This window comes from Streptosporangium sp. NPDC020072 (genome assembly GCF_040631445.1).
Classification (GTDB): Bacteria; Actinomycetota; Actinomycetes; order Streptosporangiales; family Streptosporangiaceae; genus Streptosporangium.
In genome coordinates, this window is sequence record NZ_JBEYAB010000031.1 from 1 (window position 1) to 16,560 (window position 16,560).

The following is a 16,560-nucleotide window of genomic DNA, read 5'->3' on the forward strand; positions in this document are numbered from 1 at the left end:
CCGATCAGCGACCAGGGCCCCTGGCTGGGACTGCGGCCCTGGCGGATGGCCGCCGGAGTGCTCCTGGGCGCCGCCTGCGCGGTGAAGTGGTCGGGAGTGTTCTACCTCATCGCCTTCGCGGTGATGACACTGCTGTGGGACGCGGGAGCCCGCCGCGCCGTGGGGCTGCGCAGGCCGTACAGCGGGGCGCTGGGCAAGGACCTGCCGACACTGCTCGGAGCGGTCGGCCTGCTGCCCGCCCTCACCTACCTGGTCTCCTGGACCGGGTGGTTCATCAGCGCCACCGGCTGGGGCCGCAACTGGGCGCAGGCCACCTCACAGGGACCGGCGTTCTTCGTCTTCGACTCCATCCGGTCGTGGCTCAACTACCACTTCCAGGTGCTGAGCTTCCACACCGGCCTGTCGACCCCGCACAACTACCAGTCGGAGCCGTGGAGCTGGCCGCTGCTGCTTCGTCCCGTGGCCTTCTTCTACGAGGGCCCCAAGAACGCCTGTGGAGCCGATACCTGCTCACAGGCCGTCCTCGGCGTCGGCACCCCGGTCATCTGGTACGGCGGGCTCGCCGCCCTGGTCGCCATGATCGCCTGGTATGTGGCCACCAGGGACTGGCGGGCCGGAGCCGTCCTGCTCGGTTACGCCGCGGGCTGGCTGCCCTGGTTCTACTGGGCGCTGGCCGACCACCGCACCATGTTCATGTTCTACGCCATTCCCATGGTGCCGTTCATGATCCTGGCCATCACCCTGGCGGCCGGGCTGATCATCGGCCCCGCGGACGCCATACCGTCGCGGCGGCTGCTCGGCTCCGTGGTGGTCGGCGCGTTCACGGTGATCTCGATCATCAACTTCTGGTGGCTCTATCCGGTGCTGACCGCCGAGATCATTCCCTACGCGGATTGGAGTTCCCGCATGCTCTTCAAGAAGGGGTGGATCTGAGCTCCGGCTCACGATCCGCTTAGCACCGATTTCCTAGGGTAGGCGACGTGCGCGATCCATTACGTCACGTTCATCGTCAGGGCAGGCCCGCATACGGCAGACTTCGAAGCATGCCTGCACCGGACGTGGCCGCGCTTCTGTCCGAGCTTGAGCGGTCCGAGCCCGACTGCGCCGAGCGCGCCCGTAACGCGGTCGACTGGCTGACCGGCGGCGAGCCGTTGGAGACGATCACCGAGCTCAACGTGTGCGAGTTCCTCTGGTACACGCTGCCGACCAAGGCCCGCGGTGACCGGGCCGCGATCGCCCACGCCCTGAGCCGCCTGCTGCGCCTGGGCGGTCTCGAACGTTACGCCGCGATCTGCGTCTCCCCCACCACCACCAGGATTCTGCGCGTCTACGCCCACGCCGGCGAGGAGGCCGGGATGGCCGCCTACCAGAGCGCGCTCGACGCCACCGGCGTGCTCCCGCCCGACGTCCCCGAGCTGCGGTGGAGCTCGATCATGGGCCCCGAGGAGCTGGGCGCGCACGGCGCCTGCTCGGCCGCCCTCGAACTGGCCATCGTCTCGGGACAGCTGAGTCCCGACTCGCGGGAGCGGATCGCGCTGACCCGCCGCTGGCTCACCACGCCCCGCGCCGAACTCGGCGGGGACAACTGGCTGCACCGGGTCCAGGGCGAACGGCTCAACCGCTGGGTGCTGGGCAGGGGTACCGCGTGGCGCGAACTCGCCCAGCCCTTCGAGGTGTGCCTGCACGCCCCGATCCCCGCTCCGGAGAAGGACCACCTCGAAGCGCTGCGGTGGCTGCTGAGGGTGGGCGACAGGCCCGGCGGCGTCTCACTGACCCAGCGCCACAACCTGGCCCGCGCCGTGCTCGCGGAGAGCACCTGGAGCGCCGGGGAACTGGCCGCGGCCAGGGAGATGGCGCAGACCCAGCTGGGCGCGCTGCACCGGGTCGGCAGGCGCCTGGTGACCACCTCGATCGGGCAGCGACTGCTGGCCGATCCCGTCCTGCTCTGGGAGTCCGCGGCGGCCGCGTTGCTGACGCCGGTGCCGGGAGAGAACGACTTCGGCGCCTCGGCGCGGGAGGTCGCGCTGATGCTGCTGGTCGACGGCTCCCCCGCCGAGCGCGAGCACGTCACGGCGGTGATCGACTGCGAGAAGTGGCAGGCGGCCGAGGTCGAGGCCTCGCTGACCGAACTCGGGCGGCGTCTGGACGCCTTCGGGCTCAGGGTCGGGGGCAGGCTGACGCCCGCGGGCCGTTCCGCCGCCCTGGCCGCCCTGCGCAACCACGCCCTGCGCCCTCGCCAGTACGTCAACCTTCCCTGACCGGACGGGCCCGGCTCTCCGTGTCGTGGAGAACCGGGCCCGCCGTACGGGAAGGGGTGCGTGTCAGACGCCGCTCTCCTGGCCCGCCTGCTCCTCACCCGTGTCCGGGGGCGTCGCGGGCGCGCTGGGCGTGGGGGTCGGCGTGGGGACCCCGGTCGCGGGCAGGGCGCTGCCCTTCTTCCACTCGGTCCAGCTGAGCTGCCAGAAGCCCCAGCCGTTGCGCCAGTCGAGCTTGCGCTTGGTGCCGGCGATCTTCACGACGTCACCGCGCTGGGCGATGCCGTAGAACCACTTGGCGCCCTCGGGCGTGGCGCGCACGCAACCGTGGCTCTGGTTGGAGCGGCCGAGGTACTGGTAGTAGCCCGCGCTCTGGTGGACGTACTCACCGCTGTCGGAGATCCGCACCGCCCAGGGGATCTCCTCCTTGTAGTAGCGCGGGTCCTTGGGGTCGGTGACGCCGAGCCAGGAGGAGGTCATGGTCTCGACCGCCTTCTTGCCCATCGTGAGGTGGACGCCACTGGTGGTGAGGTAGACGTCGACCCCGTTCTTGACCAGGCCGCCCCGGCCCGCGCTGATCGGGATGGTCTTGGCGAGCTTGCCGTCCCGGTAGACCTTCATCAGGTGCCTGGTGGTGCTCACCGTCGAGATGTTGGCCGTGCCGATCGCGAAGCGGCGGCTGACGTCCTTGGCCGCCTCGTTGCCGGGGATCTGGCTCAGGCGGGCGGTGAAGAGGACCTTCTGGTGCGGCTTCCAGTAGGTCTTGGTGCGGTAGATGACCTTGCGGTCGGAGACCCAGCGCCAGGCGCCCTGGACCGGCTTGTCCGCCTGGACCTGGAGGACGGCCTCGGCCGCGGCCCGCTTGGCGACCGCCCTGTCGAAGGTGACGATGATCGGCGCGCCGACGCCGATCCGCTCGACCTTCTCCCCCATGGGCGTGATGTCGGCGATGCCGAGTATGGGCTTGCCACGTCGTGCGGTCTTGGCGGCCTTACCCGCCGCGGGAGGCGGAACCGCCGCCTTGTCCGCGGCCGATGCGGCGCTGGACACGGACACGGGCGCCGCCTGTACAGCCGAGCCGCCCTCTCCAGCGCAGGCCGCAACGGCGGCGAGGGCCACGAGGGCGAGCGAGGCCTGGGCCGTCCGCCTGATGGTCTTCACGGTCTGCTCCTCATATGCATGCTTCCGCGCCCGTTTGAGCTACTGGCGCGCTCCATATGTGAGACAACCGAAAACCGCGTTATGCGTACCGGATCACGCAACAATTAGATAACAGAGTGATTGGTGGGGTTTGGCAGCGTTCCCACCAGGGGGAACGCCGCGACCGTCGCACGGCCGCGGCGCCCCGGAGGATGAGGTCAGCCCTGACCCTTCCGGGCGGCGAGGAAGGCTGCGAGGTCCTCCCCGATGCTGGCCTCGGCGGCGGCCTTGTCGATCCCCAGGCCCGACAGCACGCCCTGGCCGTCCTCGAATTCGAGCAGGGCGAGCAGGAGGTGCTCGGTTCCGATGTAGTTGTGACCCAGGCGCAGGGCCTCCCTGTGGGTGAGTTCCAGCACCTTGCGCGAGCGCGCCTCGTACGGGATGAGGTCCGGCACCTCGGCAGCCGCCTCGGGCAGCAGGGCGACCACGGCCTGCCTGAGGGCCTCCGGCGTGACCCCCTGCCTGCCGATCGCCTTGACCGCCAGCCCCTGGGGCTCGGCCAGCAGGCCCAGCACCAGGTGCTCGGGGAGGACCTCGTCGTTGCTCGCGGCGTGGGCCTCGTTGTGCGCGGCCATCACGACGTTCCGCGCCCGGTCGGTGAACCGGCCGAACATCTGGCCGAGGTCACCGGAGGCGTCGCCCTTGGCCACGAAACGCTTCTGTACCGCCTGCTTCGTCACCCCCATGCTTCTGCCGATGTCCGTCCAGGAGGCGCCGGAACGCCTCGCCTGGTCGACGAAGTGACCGATCAGGTGGTCCGCCAGCTCACCCAGGTGGTCGGCGACGATGACCGCCCCGGAGAGCTGCGTGAGCGCGTCCGAATGGGACTTCTTGATGGCCTCGATCAGATCGTCGAGGCGAACCTGGTTCGTCATGCGAACTGAATCCGTCATGCGTCAACCATAGGTTGACGCCATATGGCCGTCAACCCAAAGTTGACGCCATGGATCCCTTTTTCGTCCGCCTCCTCTGGCACCATCCAGCCATGGACCAAGACGACTTCTGGGCGACCATCGAACGAGCCCGTGCCCTGGGCGGCCCTCTCCACGAGGCCCTGGAGACGGTCCTGGCGGACATGCCGGCCGAGGCGGTCGTCGACTACAGCCAGCACTACGACGAGCACGGGGCGGCGCTCCACCGCTGGGACGTCTGGGCCGCCGCCTACCTGATCGGCGGTGGTTGCAGCGACGACTCCTTCATGGACTTCCGGGCCGGCGTCATCGCCCAGGGCCGTGAGTGTCACCGGATCTCCCTCACCGGCCCGGACCGCCTCGCGGACCTTCCCCTCGTCCTGGCGGGCGACGGCGAGGACCTCTTCTACGAGGACTTCGTCTACGTGCCCGCCAACGCCTACAGGCGCCTCACCGGCGGTGACGACCTGGTCGCGGCCCAGAGGACGCGATACCCGCAGCGACTCGACGAGCCGGACATGGGCGAGGACTTCGACTTCGACGACCCCGCCGAGATGCGCCGCCGCCTGCCCCGGCTGGCGGCCCTGTTCCTGGACGACTCCCCCCGCACATGAGACGCAGGGCCGCCTTTCACAGAAGGCGGCCCTGCCCGGTGAGCTCAGTGAGCGCGCAGGACGACCATGGGGATGACCCGTGTCGTCTTCTCCGCGTAGTCGTTGAAGCGCGGGTTCTCCGCCACCATCAGGGCGAAGAGCCGGTCGCGCTCGGCGCCCTCGGCGGGAACCGCGGTCGCCTGATACTTCTCCGCGCCGATCTCCACGGTCACCTCCGGGTTGGCCACCAGATTGTGGTACCACGCCGGATGCTTCGGCGCCCCGGCGTAGGAGGCTGCCACGGCGACCGTGTCACCGTCCCTGACGTAGACCGCCGGGGTCGTGTGCGGCCTGCCGCTCCTGGCCCCCACCGTGGTGAGCAGAAGGAGGTCGGCCCCCTCGAAGAAGCCTCCGACCTTCCCCTTGTTCGCGCGGAACTCCTCGATGACGGCCTCGTTCCGGCTCTTCGGCGTCGGTGCGTCTGTGGACATATGTCGGCTCCTCTGTGGGACGTTGACGGGCTCGTTCCAAACGATCCCTGTTCATGGAACACGATGGCACGCGTCGTCTCCCGCGACGTTCGCGGGCACTTCCGAAGACAGCCGGGACGAAAGATGTGGGAGGTGCCGCCGTCGTGGGCATGATCTCCGTCACCACACCAGGGCCGGACAAGGAGCGACGATCGCCGTGCGACCGAACAGACCCGCGCCGTCATGGAAGCTGAGCCGGAGGCTGCTGCGCCTGGCCTTCAACGTGGCGGAGCACATCGGCCCTTCGCTCGCCTCGATGCACTGGCACATCCCGCGTGAGGCCTACGCCCCGCCCGCCGAGCCCTGCGACCGCTGCCCGTCGCCCTTCGGCCCGCCGCCCGGCCACCCGGAACGGCTGATCCCGGAGGTCGGAGCCACCAGAGCCGAGCGCGCGCTCTGGGCCCAGCTCGACCTGGGCGCCATCGCGAACTCCAAGGCGTGGAGCCAGCGCCGGTGCCCGCACACGTGAGGCCCTGACGGCGGCGGTCAGTCCCCGTCCTGCGAGGGGTCCACGCCGGCGAACGCCCGCCTGCCGTACGCGAGCAGCTCACGCACGGCGGGGTTGTGCGTGTCCCGCCAGACCAGCGCGAGCAGCGCGGGCACCTCGGCGTCCTCGATCGTGAGGGCCGCGAGCCGGTCGCGGTGCCAGGCGGCCATCGAGTCGCTGAGGACCGCGACCGCCAGGCCGCGGGCGGCGAGGTCGGCCACGGCGTCGGCGGCACTGGCCTGCAACGCGACCACCGGGGTGAGGTCGCGGGCGGCGCAGGCCCGGTCGAACACCGTGCGCAACCCCGTGCCCGGCGGCATGCACACGATCGGGTGGGCGGTCAGGTCCCGCAGGGTGACACTCGGCCGCTCCGCCAGCGGGTGACCGTACGGCACGGCCGCGACGAGTCCCTCCCTGACGACCGTCAACGCCTCCAACCCCTCGGGGGTCGTGCCCGCGCTGCCGACGAGGGCCAGGTCGGCGGTGCCCGCGCGCACCTCCTCGACGAGCCGGTCTGAACCTGCCTCGAACAGTGAGATCTCCACCCCGGGATGGGCCCGGTGGAAGGCCGCCAGGGCGTCGAAGAGCGGCGTGACGGTGCAACCGACGACCATTCCGACCGTGAGGCGCCCCCTGACCAGGCCGGTCACCTCCCCCACCGCCCGGCCGAACGCGGCGGCCTCGGCGAGCGCCGCGCGGGCGTGCCCGAGGGCGGCCTTGCCCGCGACCGTGAGGGTCACGACGCGCGCCGAGCGGTCGAACAGCTCCGCCCCGACCTCCCGTTCGAGCTGCCGGATCTGGGCGCTGACCCCGGACTGGCTGATGCGGACCCGCTCGGCCGCCCGGGTGAAGTTGCGCTCCTCGGCGACCGCGACGAAGTACTCCAGCTGCCTCAGTTCCATAACCATGGATTCTAGTTATGAGAAGAACAATCTGTTGGACTTCTGAAAAGGGGGTGACAAGACTGGAGAACGTCCGAACCGACGACCAGGAGGACCCCATGACGGAGTACGAGAAGGCCATGCGCCCCGAGGACATCACCCGGCTGTTCGTCGAACGGTCCAACGCCGGTGACGCGGCCGGAGTCGCCGCCCTCTACGAGGAGAACGCGGTCCTCGCCTACCCGCCCGGCAGCCGGACCGTCGGCCGGGAGGCGATCCGCGTGCTGTGGGAGAAGGTCCTGGCCAACCGGCCGCGCTTCGAGGCGGAGGAACCGCTGCCGACCCTGGTGAGCGACGACATCGCCCTCACCTCCACCCCGCCGAAGGACGGCTCGGGCGCCCGGGCCCAGGTCGTACGGCGCCAGCCCGACGGGAGCTGGCTGCGCCTGCTCGACCAGCCCGAGTTCGTCACGCCTCCCGCTCGCTGAACCCGTGGCCTTCGAGGGTCCTAGCCGACGGCCCGGTGGAGCGTGCGCCGGCCGTCCTCGGCCTCGCGGGCGATGGCGTCCAGGGCGGCCTGCGAGGCCGCGTCGGAGGCCCGGTAGATGACGAGCCGGTGACCGGGGTCCTGCAACGGGTTCAGCACCTCGAAGTCGACGGTGAGCGGCCCCACCCTGGGATGCATGAGCGGCTTACGGCCCCGGCCGTTCACCTTCACATCACGGAGCGCCCACAGACGGACGAACTCCTCGCTCTGCTCCTGCAACTCGGTGACCAGGTCGCCGAGCGCGGCGTCGTCGGTGTGGGCGGCCCACGCCGCGCGCAGGTCGGCGATGCCCTCGCGCATCACCCGCTCACGGTCACGGTAGAAGTCGTGCAGCCCGGGGTGGACGAAGCAGAGCCAGAGCGAGTTGCGCTGCCGGGCGGGCACGGCGCCGAAGTCCAGCATCAGCGCGGCCATCTCACGGTTCCAGGCGAGAATGTCGAACCGGTGGTCGAGCAGCATGCACGGCAGTGGCGACAGGTCGTGGACCAGCCGGGCGACCGGCGGGGGAACCTGCCTCGACGGCGGAACCCGGGTCACCGCCCGCTGCCCGACCAGGTCGAACAGGTAGGCCCGCTCGTCGTCGCTCAGCCGCAGCGCCCTGGCCAGGCCGTCCAGCACCTCCGGCGAGGGGCGCAGCCCCCGCCCCTGCTCAAGGCGGATCACGTAGTCGACGCTCACCCCGGCCAGCTCGGCGACCTCCTCGCGCCTGAGGCCGGGAGTGCGGCGCGAACGTCCGCTTCGCGGAAGCGCGAGGTCGTCGGGTGCCAGCCGTTCACGGCGGGTGCGCAGGAACACCGCCAGTTCGTTGGTCACGTACGCGTTGCCGTTCACCGTCTCGATCCTACCTCCGGCCCCCTGGAAGGGCCGGTCCCCGGGCCTCGACGCCGATGTCGCCGGTGGGCGGGCGGAGGCCTCCGGTTGCCTGGGAGAGCCAGTCCCAGGAAGGACCTTCACTGGTTGGCCGTACGTGATCGTTCCAGCATGGGAGAAACGAATCCGGCACACAGGAGGCCATCGTGTCCGAACCCGTCTCCCTCGACCTCTACCGGCTGCTCGGCCGTTCCGGCCTGCGCGTCTCCCCTCTCTCCCTGGGCACCATGACCTTCGGGTCCGACTGGGGCTGGGGATCGGACAAGGACGAGGCGCGGCAGATCTTCGACGCCTATCTCGACCGGGGCGGCAACTTCGTCGACACCGCCAACCAGTACACCAACGGTACGGCGGAGCGGTTGCTCGGCGAGTTCGCGCACGGCCGCCGCGAACGTCTGGTGCTCGCCACGAAGTACACGCTGGCCACCCGCCCCGGCGACCCGAACTCGGGAGGCAACCACCGCAAGAGCATGATCGACTCGGTCGAGGCGAGCCTGCGCAGGCTGAACACCGACTACATCGACCTGCTCTACCTGCACGCCTGGGACGGCACCACCCCGGTCGAGGAGGTGCTGCGCGCCATGGACGACCTGGTCAGAGCGGGCAAGGTGCTCTACGTCGGCATCTCCGACACCCCCGCCTGGCAGGTCTCACGCATGCAGGCGATCGCCGACCTGCGCGGGTGGAGCCCGCTGATCGCACTGCAGATCGAGTACAGCCTGATCGAGCGGACCGTCGAGCGTGACCTCATCCCGATGGCGCGTGAGATGGGGCTCGGGGTGATCCCCTGGTCCCCGCTCGGCAGTGGCGTGCTGACCGGCAAGTACACCCGCGCCGATCTGGAGACCGGGGCGGTGTCGGCCACCGCCGAGGGGACGCGGAAGGACATCGCGGTGTCCAACGGCTCCCTGACCGAGCGTGGTCTCGCCATCGCCGACGTGGTCAAGGAGGTCGCCGCAGGCAGGGGCGCCACGCCCGCGCAGGTCGCGCTCGCCTGGACGCTGCTCAACCCGGCGGTCACGTCCTCGATCGTCGGAGCCAGGACCCTCAAGCAGCTTGAGGACAACCTGGGCGCCCTTGAACTGCGCCTCACCGAGGACGAGGTGACCGCCCTCGGCGAGGCCAGTGCCGTCGAGCTCGGCTTCCCGCACGCGTTCCTGACCAGCCCGATGCCCCAGGGCCTCATCTTCGGCGGCACCAGGGTCGCGCGCTGATCAACGCACGGCGGAGAGCTCACGCGTCCTACGCGCCGCGACACCCGCGGCCCACAGCGCGACGCCGATGTAGAGGATCTGCTCGGGGACCCGCTGCCACAGCGGTGTCGCGGGCTCCCCTCCGAGGGTCGTCCCGGCCAGCACGGCGTAGACGTTGGCCGGGAGCATGAGCACGAACAGCAGTGCCAGGCAGATCCCGGCCACCCGCCGGGTGGCGGGAAGCACCAGCCCGACCGCCCCGGCCAGCTCCAGGACCCCGGTCAGGTAGACCACGAAGGCGGGCAGCGGGACGAACGGCGGAACCATCGCCACCATGTCGGCGTGGTTCGGCATGAACGTCACGCTCGACGGGACGAAATGGGCACTGGCCGTCATGACCAGCATGACGGCCAGCCCACAGGCGGCGCTCACCCTCCAGGTGGCGAAGCGCGTCACGCCGAACACCGCCCCCGACAGACGGAAGCACAGCGTGGCCACGAAAAGAACGATCACGGTCATAGAACTCACCTTCCTTGGATAGTGATGTTATCCAATGTTCGATAGTGGTGCTACCTAACGAACTTCGTCGGTGAGTTCCGTGCTCCGCAATGGCCCGCCCCGCCCGGGGATCAGCTACCCGCGGGCGGGAGCCCCTCGGGGCCGATCACGTCCCAGGACGGATCGTCGATGACCACACAGGGCTTGACGGGGCCGTCGGTGACCTGGAAGAGGAACTGCCACAGCGCCCTCGGCTTCTCCGGACCCGAGGTCTGGTCCTCGTTCTCGGTGAACTCCATGACCACGGTCCAGTTCGGCTTGATCTTCTCCGGGTAGATCTTCAGGCCGCCCCCCGGCACGGTGTCGTACGCCTGACGCGAGGGCGTGCCCTCCATCGCCTCCAGGACCCGCTTCCTGACCCCGGGGTCCTTGCTCCGTAGCTCCTCGGGGGTGAAGGACGGCTCACCGATGGTGGTGAACCGCCCCGGGGCGCACCTCTTGCCGGGCCGGACGTAGGAGACGTCCGCCTTCACGCCCAGATCGGCGAGGTCCCGCTCGACCTGGTCCGGGTTCCGGAACTCGTTGATCTTCAACGTGATGGATCCGTCCGGGTTCTCGGTCAGCGCGTACGCCGAGCTCTCCGTCCCCATGACCATCGGTACGGCCACCAGCGCCGCGGCGGCCAGGCCCGCCACCGCCACCCCCGTCAGCAGCCGTCGGCGCATGGGCCTGCGGACGGGCCCCCGCGCCATCCGCTCGCTCATCTCTGTCTTGAGTTCCATGAGCAGTCTCTCCTCGAAATTCATCGGAGTCCTTCCATGACCGTGGGGGAGGTGACGCCGGGAGCGTGGCGCAGTGCGCGGCGGGCGCGGTACAGCCGGACCCTGGCGGTCCCCTGCCGGATGCCGAGCGCGGTCGCCGCCTCAGGGATGGAGAGCTGGTCGACGACGACCAGTTCCAGGACGGCGCGTTCGCTCTCCGGCAGACCGGCCATGGCCTCGAAGGCCCGCCGGGCCGGGCTCTCCGCGTCCAGACGTTCCTCAAGCCGCAGCAGGTCGTCCGCGTCGAGGAGCCGCCGTCCGCTGATCCTGCTGGTGAGACGCAGCTCGCTCGCCGTCCGCCGCCGCTCCGCGGACAGGGTGTTGCGCGCCACGCCGTACAGCCAGCCGATCTCACTGCCCAGGCCAGAGCGGTAGGTGTGCGCCGAGTCGAGCACCGCGACGAAGACCTCCGCGACCAGGTCGGCGACCGTGTGCGGATCGTCCACCCTGCGGGCCATGAATCGCGTGACCGCTTCGACGTGGCGCCTGTAGAAGGCTTCGAAAGCCTCGGGATCGGTGGAGATCTCCACCGATCCCGTGTGTTTGAGGCGCACTGGCCGTGCTCCCTTCGTCGTCCTCCCGAACACGTCAGTGCTTGGAAGAAGGCAAAAGAAGCGTTACATGCCCAACCCCCACGATCCCGACAACCTTCGGCGCCCTCCGGTCACGTGAGGAGGCGAGCATGCCCCTGGAGTCGAGCGGTAGGCTCCGGCGAAACCACGATGAGACGCCCGGGCAGCTTCTCCAGGTCGTACCTCCGCCGCCAGGTGAGGATGCGCCCGCCGTCCGGTGCGGCGGAGGGCCGACGCGCGCCCGCCATGATCACCCCGCTCGGAGCAGGCACGGTCGCCGTACCCGCCTTGTTCGGAGGCAGATCCTTGCTCAGAGACAGATGGAGCCGGGCCGCGGGATCCGTCGCCCGGCCGATCGGTTCGAGGTGCTTTCCGGCCGTCCGCGCGGAGGACACCCGTCCTGGCGCGCGGTCACCGTACCCGGCCGGAGGGCCACTGCGACCCGGCGGGAGAACCTCCGCGACTCGGCACGGAGCCACCATGGCTCAGCCGGAGAACCGCCGTGACTCAGCCGAAGAACCGCCGTGCGAGGTCCCGGGCCCATCGTGCGGCCTCGGCCGCCTGGTCGCCGGGGACGGGCGCGCCTGGCATCCGGCTCAGGCGCTCCACCTGCTCGGCGAAACCGAGACACTCCCGGTGCGCGTGCTCCCGGCACGGCAGACAGGTGACGCTCTCCGGGCGGAGCGAGGTCATCGCGTAGGGCACCTGAAGCCCGCACCCGGTGGTGACGACGCTCGGACTGTCGGGCACGAGCCCGAACGACGAAACGATCACATTGCGAAAGTCGGCACCGGCCCGCAACACCTGCCGCCCGACGTGGACGTGCGGATCAACCTCCACATCGCCTCCATCCGAGTCGTCTGCAGATGAGGCTAATTCGTGGAAGCCATCTATGCCGATATATGGACTCAAGTGTCATGCGCCGTTTCCCTGAAGATGGTGATCATGTGCCATGTCGAGACGGAGGGAAGTCGCATGGGAAACGTTCTGGTGACCGGGGCCACGGGAGGGATCGGGAGGGTGCTGGTCGACGCGCTCACCGAGGCGGGACATCGGGTGATCGCCGTGGGCCGTGACGTCGGGCGGCTCGACGTCCGTGGCATCGAGGCCGACCTGGCCGAACCCGCCACCCTGGCCGCCGCGCTGGAAGGGCTGGAGGACATACAGGCGCTGGTGCACTGCGCGGGCGTCTCCCCCGTCGAGGCCGTCGCCGAGAGCGACCCTGAGACGTGGCGGCGGACACTGGCGGTGAACGTGGCCTCGGCCGCCGAGCTCGTACGGCTGACGCTGCCCGCGTTGCGTCGGTCCGGAGGTCACGTGATCTTCGTCAACGCCTCGCCCGGGATGACGGCGGTCCCCCGCTGGTCGGCCTTCGTCGCCAGCAAGGCGGCGCTGCGGGAACTGGCCGAGTCGCTGCGCGCGGAGGAGACGGCCCACGGGGTGCGTGTCACCACGGTCTTTCCCGGGGGAACGGCGACCGACCTGCTGGGAGAGGTCAGGCACGCCTTCGGGCGCCCGTACGACCCCGGACTGTGCATCCAGCCGCGGTCTCTGGCCGCGATGATCGTCTGGGTTCTGAACGCGCCCCCCGACGCCTACGCCTGCGAACTGTCCGTACTGCCGACGCCGCATTCGCCCTGACAACAGCGGGCTTTTCCCAGCCGTTCCGCGGACCGGGCAGCACCACAAGAACCAGGACGGTCGGCGAAGTAAGGGACGCCCGGATGAAACGATAACGGTCGGTGATCGCACGATTCTGTTCGGCGGCGCCATATCCCCCAGCAGGGGCATTCGGCCCGGCAGAAAGCAACTCCAGCGGGCGGGACCCTCTCTGATATCAAGCGCGCCAAAACGGGATTGTCAGTAGCATAGACACATGACGCCTATTACACCCCCCTACTACGCGGTGATCATCACCCAGAAGCTGAAGGACACCGGCCTGGAGGGGTATGACGAGATGGCGGCCCGGATGGTCGAGCTCGGCACCAAGTGGCCGGGCTACCTGGGCCGTGAGTCCGTCGCCAGAGCCGACGGCCACGAACTGACGGTGATCTACTACGCCGACGCCGAGTCGATCGCCGGCTGGAAGGCGGACGTCGAGCACCTGGAGGCGCAACGACTCGGACGCGAGCGCTGGTACGAGTACTACGCCGTTCAGATCGCCCGGGTCGAACGCGCCTACAGTTTCAGGTCCTGAACGTTCACAGGGCGCCTCTTTCCGCCTGGCGGCGACGAATCCATAACCTGGAACCGAAACTCGCGTTCCGGGTCTCCCTCTGGGAACGAAACACGCGCCGTGGAGGGGGAATGAGATCGTGACAAGAATCGCCAGTTCAGAACTGCGTGTGACTCGGATAATGCCCGGGTGGTATTCAAAGGACTGAGGGCCCTACTCGTGGTGTTACTCATCCTCCCCACGACCGCCTGCGGGATGGTGGAGGACATCACGGGAAGAAGAGGCTTCCGAACCGGAAGTGCCGCGATGGAGCCCACCATCAAGAAAGGTCAGCACTTCATCGCCCGCATGGTCGGCGCAGACTTCGTTCCGAAGACCGGTGAGGTCATCCTCTACCGGCCACCCGCGTCCTGGACCGACCCGGGTTCCCAGCCGGACACCGGTTTCCGCATAGCGCGGATCATCGGCGCTCCCGGAAACTCCGTCAGTTGCTGCGACGCCACCGGGAAGGTGGTGGTCGACGGACGCTCGCTGTCCGAGCCGTACGTGTCCGCGCATCCGGCCTCCGCCGCGGACTTCGAGCTCGACGTACCGCCGGGCCGACTCTGGATCATGGGCGACAACCGCGACATATCCGCGGACTCGCGCTATTACCAGGACACCGCCGAGCACGGCACCATCGCGGTCTCGGACGTCGTCGGCGTCGTCGACACCAGATCCAGCTGAGCCTCAGGCCGGGTCACCCGGACGACCTTCGGCGGGCCTCCCCGGCTTCCGTGAGCGATGGACACCGCGTCGAACCGAGACAGCCGTGAGAAACCAGGGGCGCCCGTCGTCCTCGGTGAGACAGAACTCTGTTTGGGATCACCCGTTGCGACAGACGTGACTCATCTCGCGTAGGCGCTCAGATCCCGCACCCGCACGTCGCCGTCGCCATCCCCGGTGACGGCGACCACTTTTCCACCCACATGTCCGACCGCTACGTCTCCGACCCAGTTGGCGTATCTCATTCGTTCGCCCACCGGTCTGCGCGTACGTAGGTCCCAAACCCGCACGGCACCGCCGCCGTTTTCGTCGTCGCCACCGCCGGTGAGGGCCACCGGCCGACCGTTGATCTCTTCGACCACCACTGTCCTGACCCCATGGACATGGCCGGCCGGCATCGGTGCACCGATGAGCCGGTGGGTGGTCAGGTCCCACACCCGAACGTCCTTATCGTCGCTGGAGACAGCGATCTGTCTGCCGTCCACCCGTCCAAGCGCGACATCCCCGACGCCGGCGCCGTTGGTCATCGGATCGCCGATCTGCTCGCGGGTGGTCAGGTCCCACATGCGTATCGTGCCGTCAACGCTGCCGGTGACGGCGACCGCTCGACCGTTCACCTCTCCGAGCGCCACAGTCGAGACGAAGTCGGTGTGTCCGATCATCGGATCGCCGAAAGGTTCGTGTGTGGCCAGGTCCCACACCCGCAAGGTGGTGTCGTCGGGGCCACTACCGGCGCTTACGGCGACCGGCCTGCCGTCCAGTTCCCCCACTGCCGCCGCCCCGACAGGGTCGTCGTGATGCCCCAGCAGATCGAAGGAAGGCCACACGGCGACGGCCGACGCTCCCAGAAGTGCCAATGCGATGACCCACCGGAGACTTCGACGGAAGAACGACGGTCGCACCGATACGGCTGTCGGCTCCATGGAGCCGGACCGAGCGGAGGGGAAAGATCGGTCGTCCACCGAGGGGTCGCCCATACCCGGCACGGTTGGACCGCCGGCAGAGGCATGGGAACCGTCCGTGTCCAGCCGCACCAGATCAGACACCACTCACCGTCCCTTGTGGCCGGTTCTCAGCCCGAGGGCGACCGGAGGAGTCAAACGATCACAGACGGCCGAGAGTAATGGCAGTACTCCCGGCGCACCAGGTCATACAGGCGCCCTTTGGTCTCCACCACAATGATCATGTGATCGATTACTACCGTGGCTTCTTCGAGCGGCATCAGTGGCTGGAGAACGGTCTCTCCTGGACCGTGGTGCAACCCCTCAACGAAGAGATCACGGTGGATGACCTTCTACGGCGGCTGAACGGAGGTCGCGACCCCGAGCAGCGCGTCATGGACCATCCCGGGGAAGAGGCCATGGACGAAGGCCGCCCCGTACTCCTCGTCTCCGAGGGAGAAGGAACCTGGGGCTTCCTCGAACTCGCCTACGGCTTCGGCCTGTCCGACCGCGTCCTGACCGAACTCAGCAGGGAGTCACGCGTATGGATGGTGACCTGGCACTTCAACGGGGGATACACGATCCTCTACGCGGCCGACGGCAAGATCAGGGCACGAATGCGCGACTTCGTCTTCACCGAGCACCGCATTGAGAAGGGTGATCCGAGCATATTGACCGACTTCCGCGCCATGCTCGACACGCTCGGCCCGGAGGACTACCGCGGTAAGCGCAGTGCGGCGTTCGCCTTCATCGAGGCGGCCACCGGCATGGACCTGGACGGTGAGTTGCCGGTTGTGGAGAACGCCCCCGTCGTCATCCTCGACAACCCCGACGCCTGACCCGGTCATCGGCCAACGCCCCGTCACGGGTGGCGGCTCACCCGTTGCGAGGACGTTCGCCGACTCCGCCCCCGGAACCCTGAGCGGACACCACACCGTACGGGCCCGGCCACTAACAACCTGTGCGGCACCTGAACAGCGAAAAGACCCGGCCCCATGTTCTGGAACCGGGTCTTTCGATCTTGTGGGGTGTTCACGAGTGGGCCTGGCCTGGAAGATCTCGACCGGTTGGAGATCGCTTCCCAGCCGACGACTGATCGTTTCCCGGGCTGAAGGTTCCTGCCCGGCGTCGACCGCAGGCCGGCTGCGCGTCGGTCACCAGGCGACGGGGCCTAGTAGTGCTTTGTTAGGTGGTTAGGGCGGTCGCTGGTGGCAGGTCGGGCACTGGCCTGCCCAGACGGCCAGCAGCACCTGTAGTTCCCTGAGAACCGCATACAGCGTCAGGCCGCCCCAGCCGCTTTTGGGCTGCTCAAGCGCAGTT

Annotated in this window: 19 protein-coding genes and 1 pseudogene; 10 read left to right on the forward strand and 10 right to left on the reverse strand. The window is 68.9% G+C overall.

Translation table 11 applies throughout. From position 1 onward, the window contains the following. Nucleotides 1-933: pseudogene (locus ABZ470_RS41340) on the forward strand (phospholipid carrier-dependent glycosyltransferase); the annotation flags it as partial. A 110-nt stretch (nucleotides 934-1,043) separates the two neighbouring features. Next, entirely contained in the window at nucleotides 1,044-2,258 is a 1,215-nt protein-coding gene (locus ABZ470_RS41345; RefSeq protein WP_352014158.1) for a hypothetical protein, read from the forward strand. A gap of 63 nt (nucleotides 2,259-2,321) precedes the next feature. Here the strand turns inward: ABZ470_RS41345 and ABZ470_RS41350 are convergent, their stop codons facing one another. Both ABZ470_RS41350 and ABZ470_RS41355 read right to left on the reverse strand, forming a co-directional pair. Beyond that, nucleotides 2,322-3,416, reverse strand: coding sequence for a L,D-transpeptidase (locus ABZ470_RS41350; protein ID WP_362918655.1), 1,095 nt, complete (start codon nucleotides 3,414-3,416; stop codon nucleotides 2,322-2,324). A 197-nt stretch (nucleotides 3,417-3,613) separates the two neighbouring features. Next, nucleotides 3,614-4,348, reverse strand: a complete 735-nt coding sequence (locus tag ABZ470_RS41355) for a Clp protease N-terminal domain-containing protein (RefSeq protein ID WP_362918657.1) — start codon at nucleotides 4,346-4,348, stop codon at nucleotides 3,614-3,616. 92 nt (nucleotides 4,349-4,440) lie between these two features. On the opposite strand from ABZ470_RS41355, the gene ABZ470_RS41360 reads away from it, so the two are divergent. Beyond that, nucleotides 4,441-4,980, forward strand: coding sequence for a DUF4240 domain-containing protein (locus tag ABZ470_RS41360; RefSeq protein WP_362918659.1), 540 nt, complete (start codon nucleotides 4,441-4,443; stop codon nucleotides 4,978-4,980). Between the two features lie 44 nt (nucleotides 4,981-5,024). Here the strand turns inward: ABZ470_RS41360 and ABZ470_RS41365 are convergent, their stop codons facing one another. Then, entirely contained in the window at nucleotides 5,025-5,450 is a 426-nt protein-coding gene (locus ABZ470_RS41365) for a nitroreductase family deazaflavin-dependent oxidoreductase (RefSeq protein ID WP_362918661.1), read from the reverse strand. Nucleotides 5,451-5,646: 196 nt separating this feature from the next. Here ABZ470_RS41365 and ABZ470_RS41370 point away from each other — a divergent pair, with 196 nt between their 5' ends. Further along, nucleotides 5,647-5,958 carry a DUF6059 family protein gene (locus ABZ470_RS41370; RefSeq protein WP_362918663.1) on the forward strand — a complete coding sequence of 104 codons (312 nt, stop codon included), beginning with the start codon at nucleotides 5,647-5,649 and terminating at the stop codon, nucleotides 5,956-5,958. 17 nt (nucleotides 5,959-5,975) lie between these two features. Here the strand turns inward: ABZ470_RS41370 and ABZ470_RS41375 are convergent, their stop codons facing one another. Continuing rightward, a complete protein-coding gene (locus ABZ470_RS41375) occupies nucleotides 5,976-6,878 on the reverse strand; it encodes a LysR substrate-binding domain-containing protein (protein WP_362918665.1) in 903 nt (300 codons plus the stop codon). A 98-nt stretch (nucleotides 6,879-6,976) separates the two neighbouring features. Here ABZ470_RS41375 and ABZ470_RS41380 point away from each other — a divergent pair, with 98 nt between their 5' ends. Further along, entirely contained in the window at nucleotides 6,977-7,345 is a 369-nt protein-coding gene (locus ABZ470_RS41380) for a nuclear transport factor 2 family protein (protein ID WP_362918667.1), read from the forward strand. Between the two features lie 20 nt (nucleotides 7,346-7,365). On the opposite strand, the gene ABZ470_RS41385 is transcribed toward ABZ470_RS41380, so the two are convergent. Further along, nucleotides 7,366-8,235, reverse strand: a complete 870-nt coding sequence (locus ABZ470_RS41385) for a helix-turn-helix transcriptional regulator (RefSeq protein WP_352014166.1) — start codon at nucleotides 8,233-8,235, stop codon at nucleotides 7,366-7,368. 185 nt (nucleotides 8,236-8,420) lie between these two features. On the opposite strand from ABZ470_RS41385, the gene ABZ470_RS41390 reads away from it, so the two are divergent. After that, nucleotides 8,421-9,488, forward strand: coding sequence for an aldo/keto reductase (locus ABZ470_RS41390; RefSeq protein WP_352014167.1), 1,068 nt, complete (start codon nucleotides 8,421-8,423; stop codon nucleotides 9,486-9,488). On the opposite strand, the gene ABZ470_RS41395 is transcribed toward ABZ470_RS41390, so the two are convergent. The 4 genes from ABZ470_RS41395 to ABZ470_RS41410 form a co-directional block, all read right to left on the reverse strand. Continuing rightward, on the reverse strand, nucleotides 9,489-9,986 hold the full coding sequence (locus ABZ470_RS41395) for a hypothetical protein (RefSeq protein ID WP_362918669.1): 498 nt from the start codon (nucleotides 9,984-9,986) through the stop codon (nucleotides 9,489-9,491). It abuts the gene before it with no gap. Between the two features lie 110 nt (nucleotides 9,987-10,096). Further along, complete coding sequence (locus tag ABZ470_RS41400) at nucleotides 10,097-10,747, reverse strand: hypothetical protein (protein ID WP_362918671.1); 651 nt, start codon at nucleotides 10,745-10,747, stop codon at nucleotides 10,097-10,099. A gap of 20 nt (nucleotides 10,748-10,767) precedes the next feature. Next, the gene (locus ABZ470_RS41405) at nucleotides 10,768-11,340 is read right to left on the reverse strand and encodes a sigma-70 family RNA polymerase sigma factor (protein ID WP_352014170.1); all 573 of its coding nucleotides are present in this window, start codon (nucleotides 11,338-11,340) and stop codon (nucleotides 10,768-10,770) included. Between the two features lie 525 nt (nucleotides 11,341-11,865). Continuing rightward, on the reverse strand, nucleotides 11,866-12,198 hold the full coding sequence (locus tag ABZ470_RS41410) for a hypothetical protein (protein ID WP_362918674.1): 333 nt from the start codon (nucleotides 12,196-12,198) through the stop codon (nucleotides 11,866-11,868). A 135-nt stretch (nucleotides 12,199-12,333) separates the two neighbouring features. Between ABZ470_RS41410 and ABZ470_RS41415 the strand changes: the two genes are divergently transcribed. The 3 genes from ABZ470_RS41415 (at nucleotide 12,334) to lepB (ending at nucleotide 14,260) form a co-directional block, all read left to right on the forward strand. Next, a complete protein-coding gene (locus tag ABZ470_RS41415) occupies nucleotides 12,334-12,999 on the forward strand; it encodes an SDR family NAD(P)-dependent oxidoreductase (RefSeq protein ID WP_362918676.1) in 666 nt (221 codons plus the stop codon). A gap of 235 nt (nucleotides 13,000-13,234) precedes the next feature. Continuing rightward, the gene (locus ABZ470_RS41420) at nucleotides 13,235-13,555 is read left to right on the forward strand and encodes an antibiotic biosynthesis monooxygenase (protein WP_362918678.1); all 321 of its coding nucleotides are present in this window, start codon (nucleotides 13,235-13,237) and stop codon (nucleotides 13,553-13,555) included. Nucleotides 13,556-13,789: 234 nt separating this feature from the next. After that, nucleotides 13,790-14,260, forward strand: a complete 471-nt coding sequence (gene lepB / locus ABZ470_RS41425; RefSeq protein WP_362918684.1) for a signal peptidase I — start codon at nucleotides 13,790-13,792, stop codon at nucleotides 14,258-14,260. Between the two features lie 161 nt (nucleotides 14,261-14,421). Here lepB and ABZ470_RS41430 read toward each other — a convergent pair whose 3' ends face one another. Continuing rightward, complete coding sequence (locus tag ABZ470_RS41430) at nucleotides 14,422-15,345, reverse strand: hypothetical protein (protein WP_362918680.1); 924 nt, start codon at nucleotides 15,343-15,345, stop codon at nucleotides 14,422-14,424. A gap of 140 nt (nucleotides 15,346-15,485) precedes the next feature. Between ABZ470_RS41430 and ABZ470_RS41435 the strand changes: the two genes are divergently transcribed. After that, nucleotides 15,486-16,079, forward strand: coding sequence for a hypothetical protein (locus ABZ470_RS41435; RefSeq protein ID WP_362918682.1), 594 nt, complete (start codon nucleotides 15,486-15,488; stop codon nucleotides 16,077-16,079). Nucleotides 16,080-16,560 lie beyond the last annotated feature (481 nt).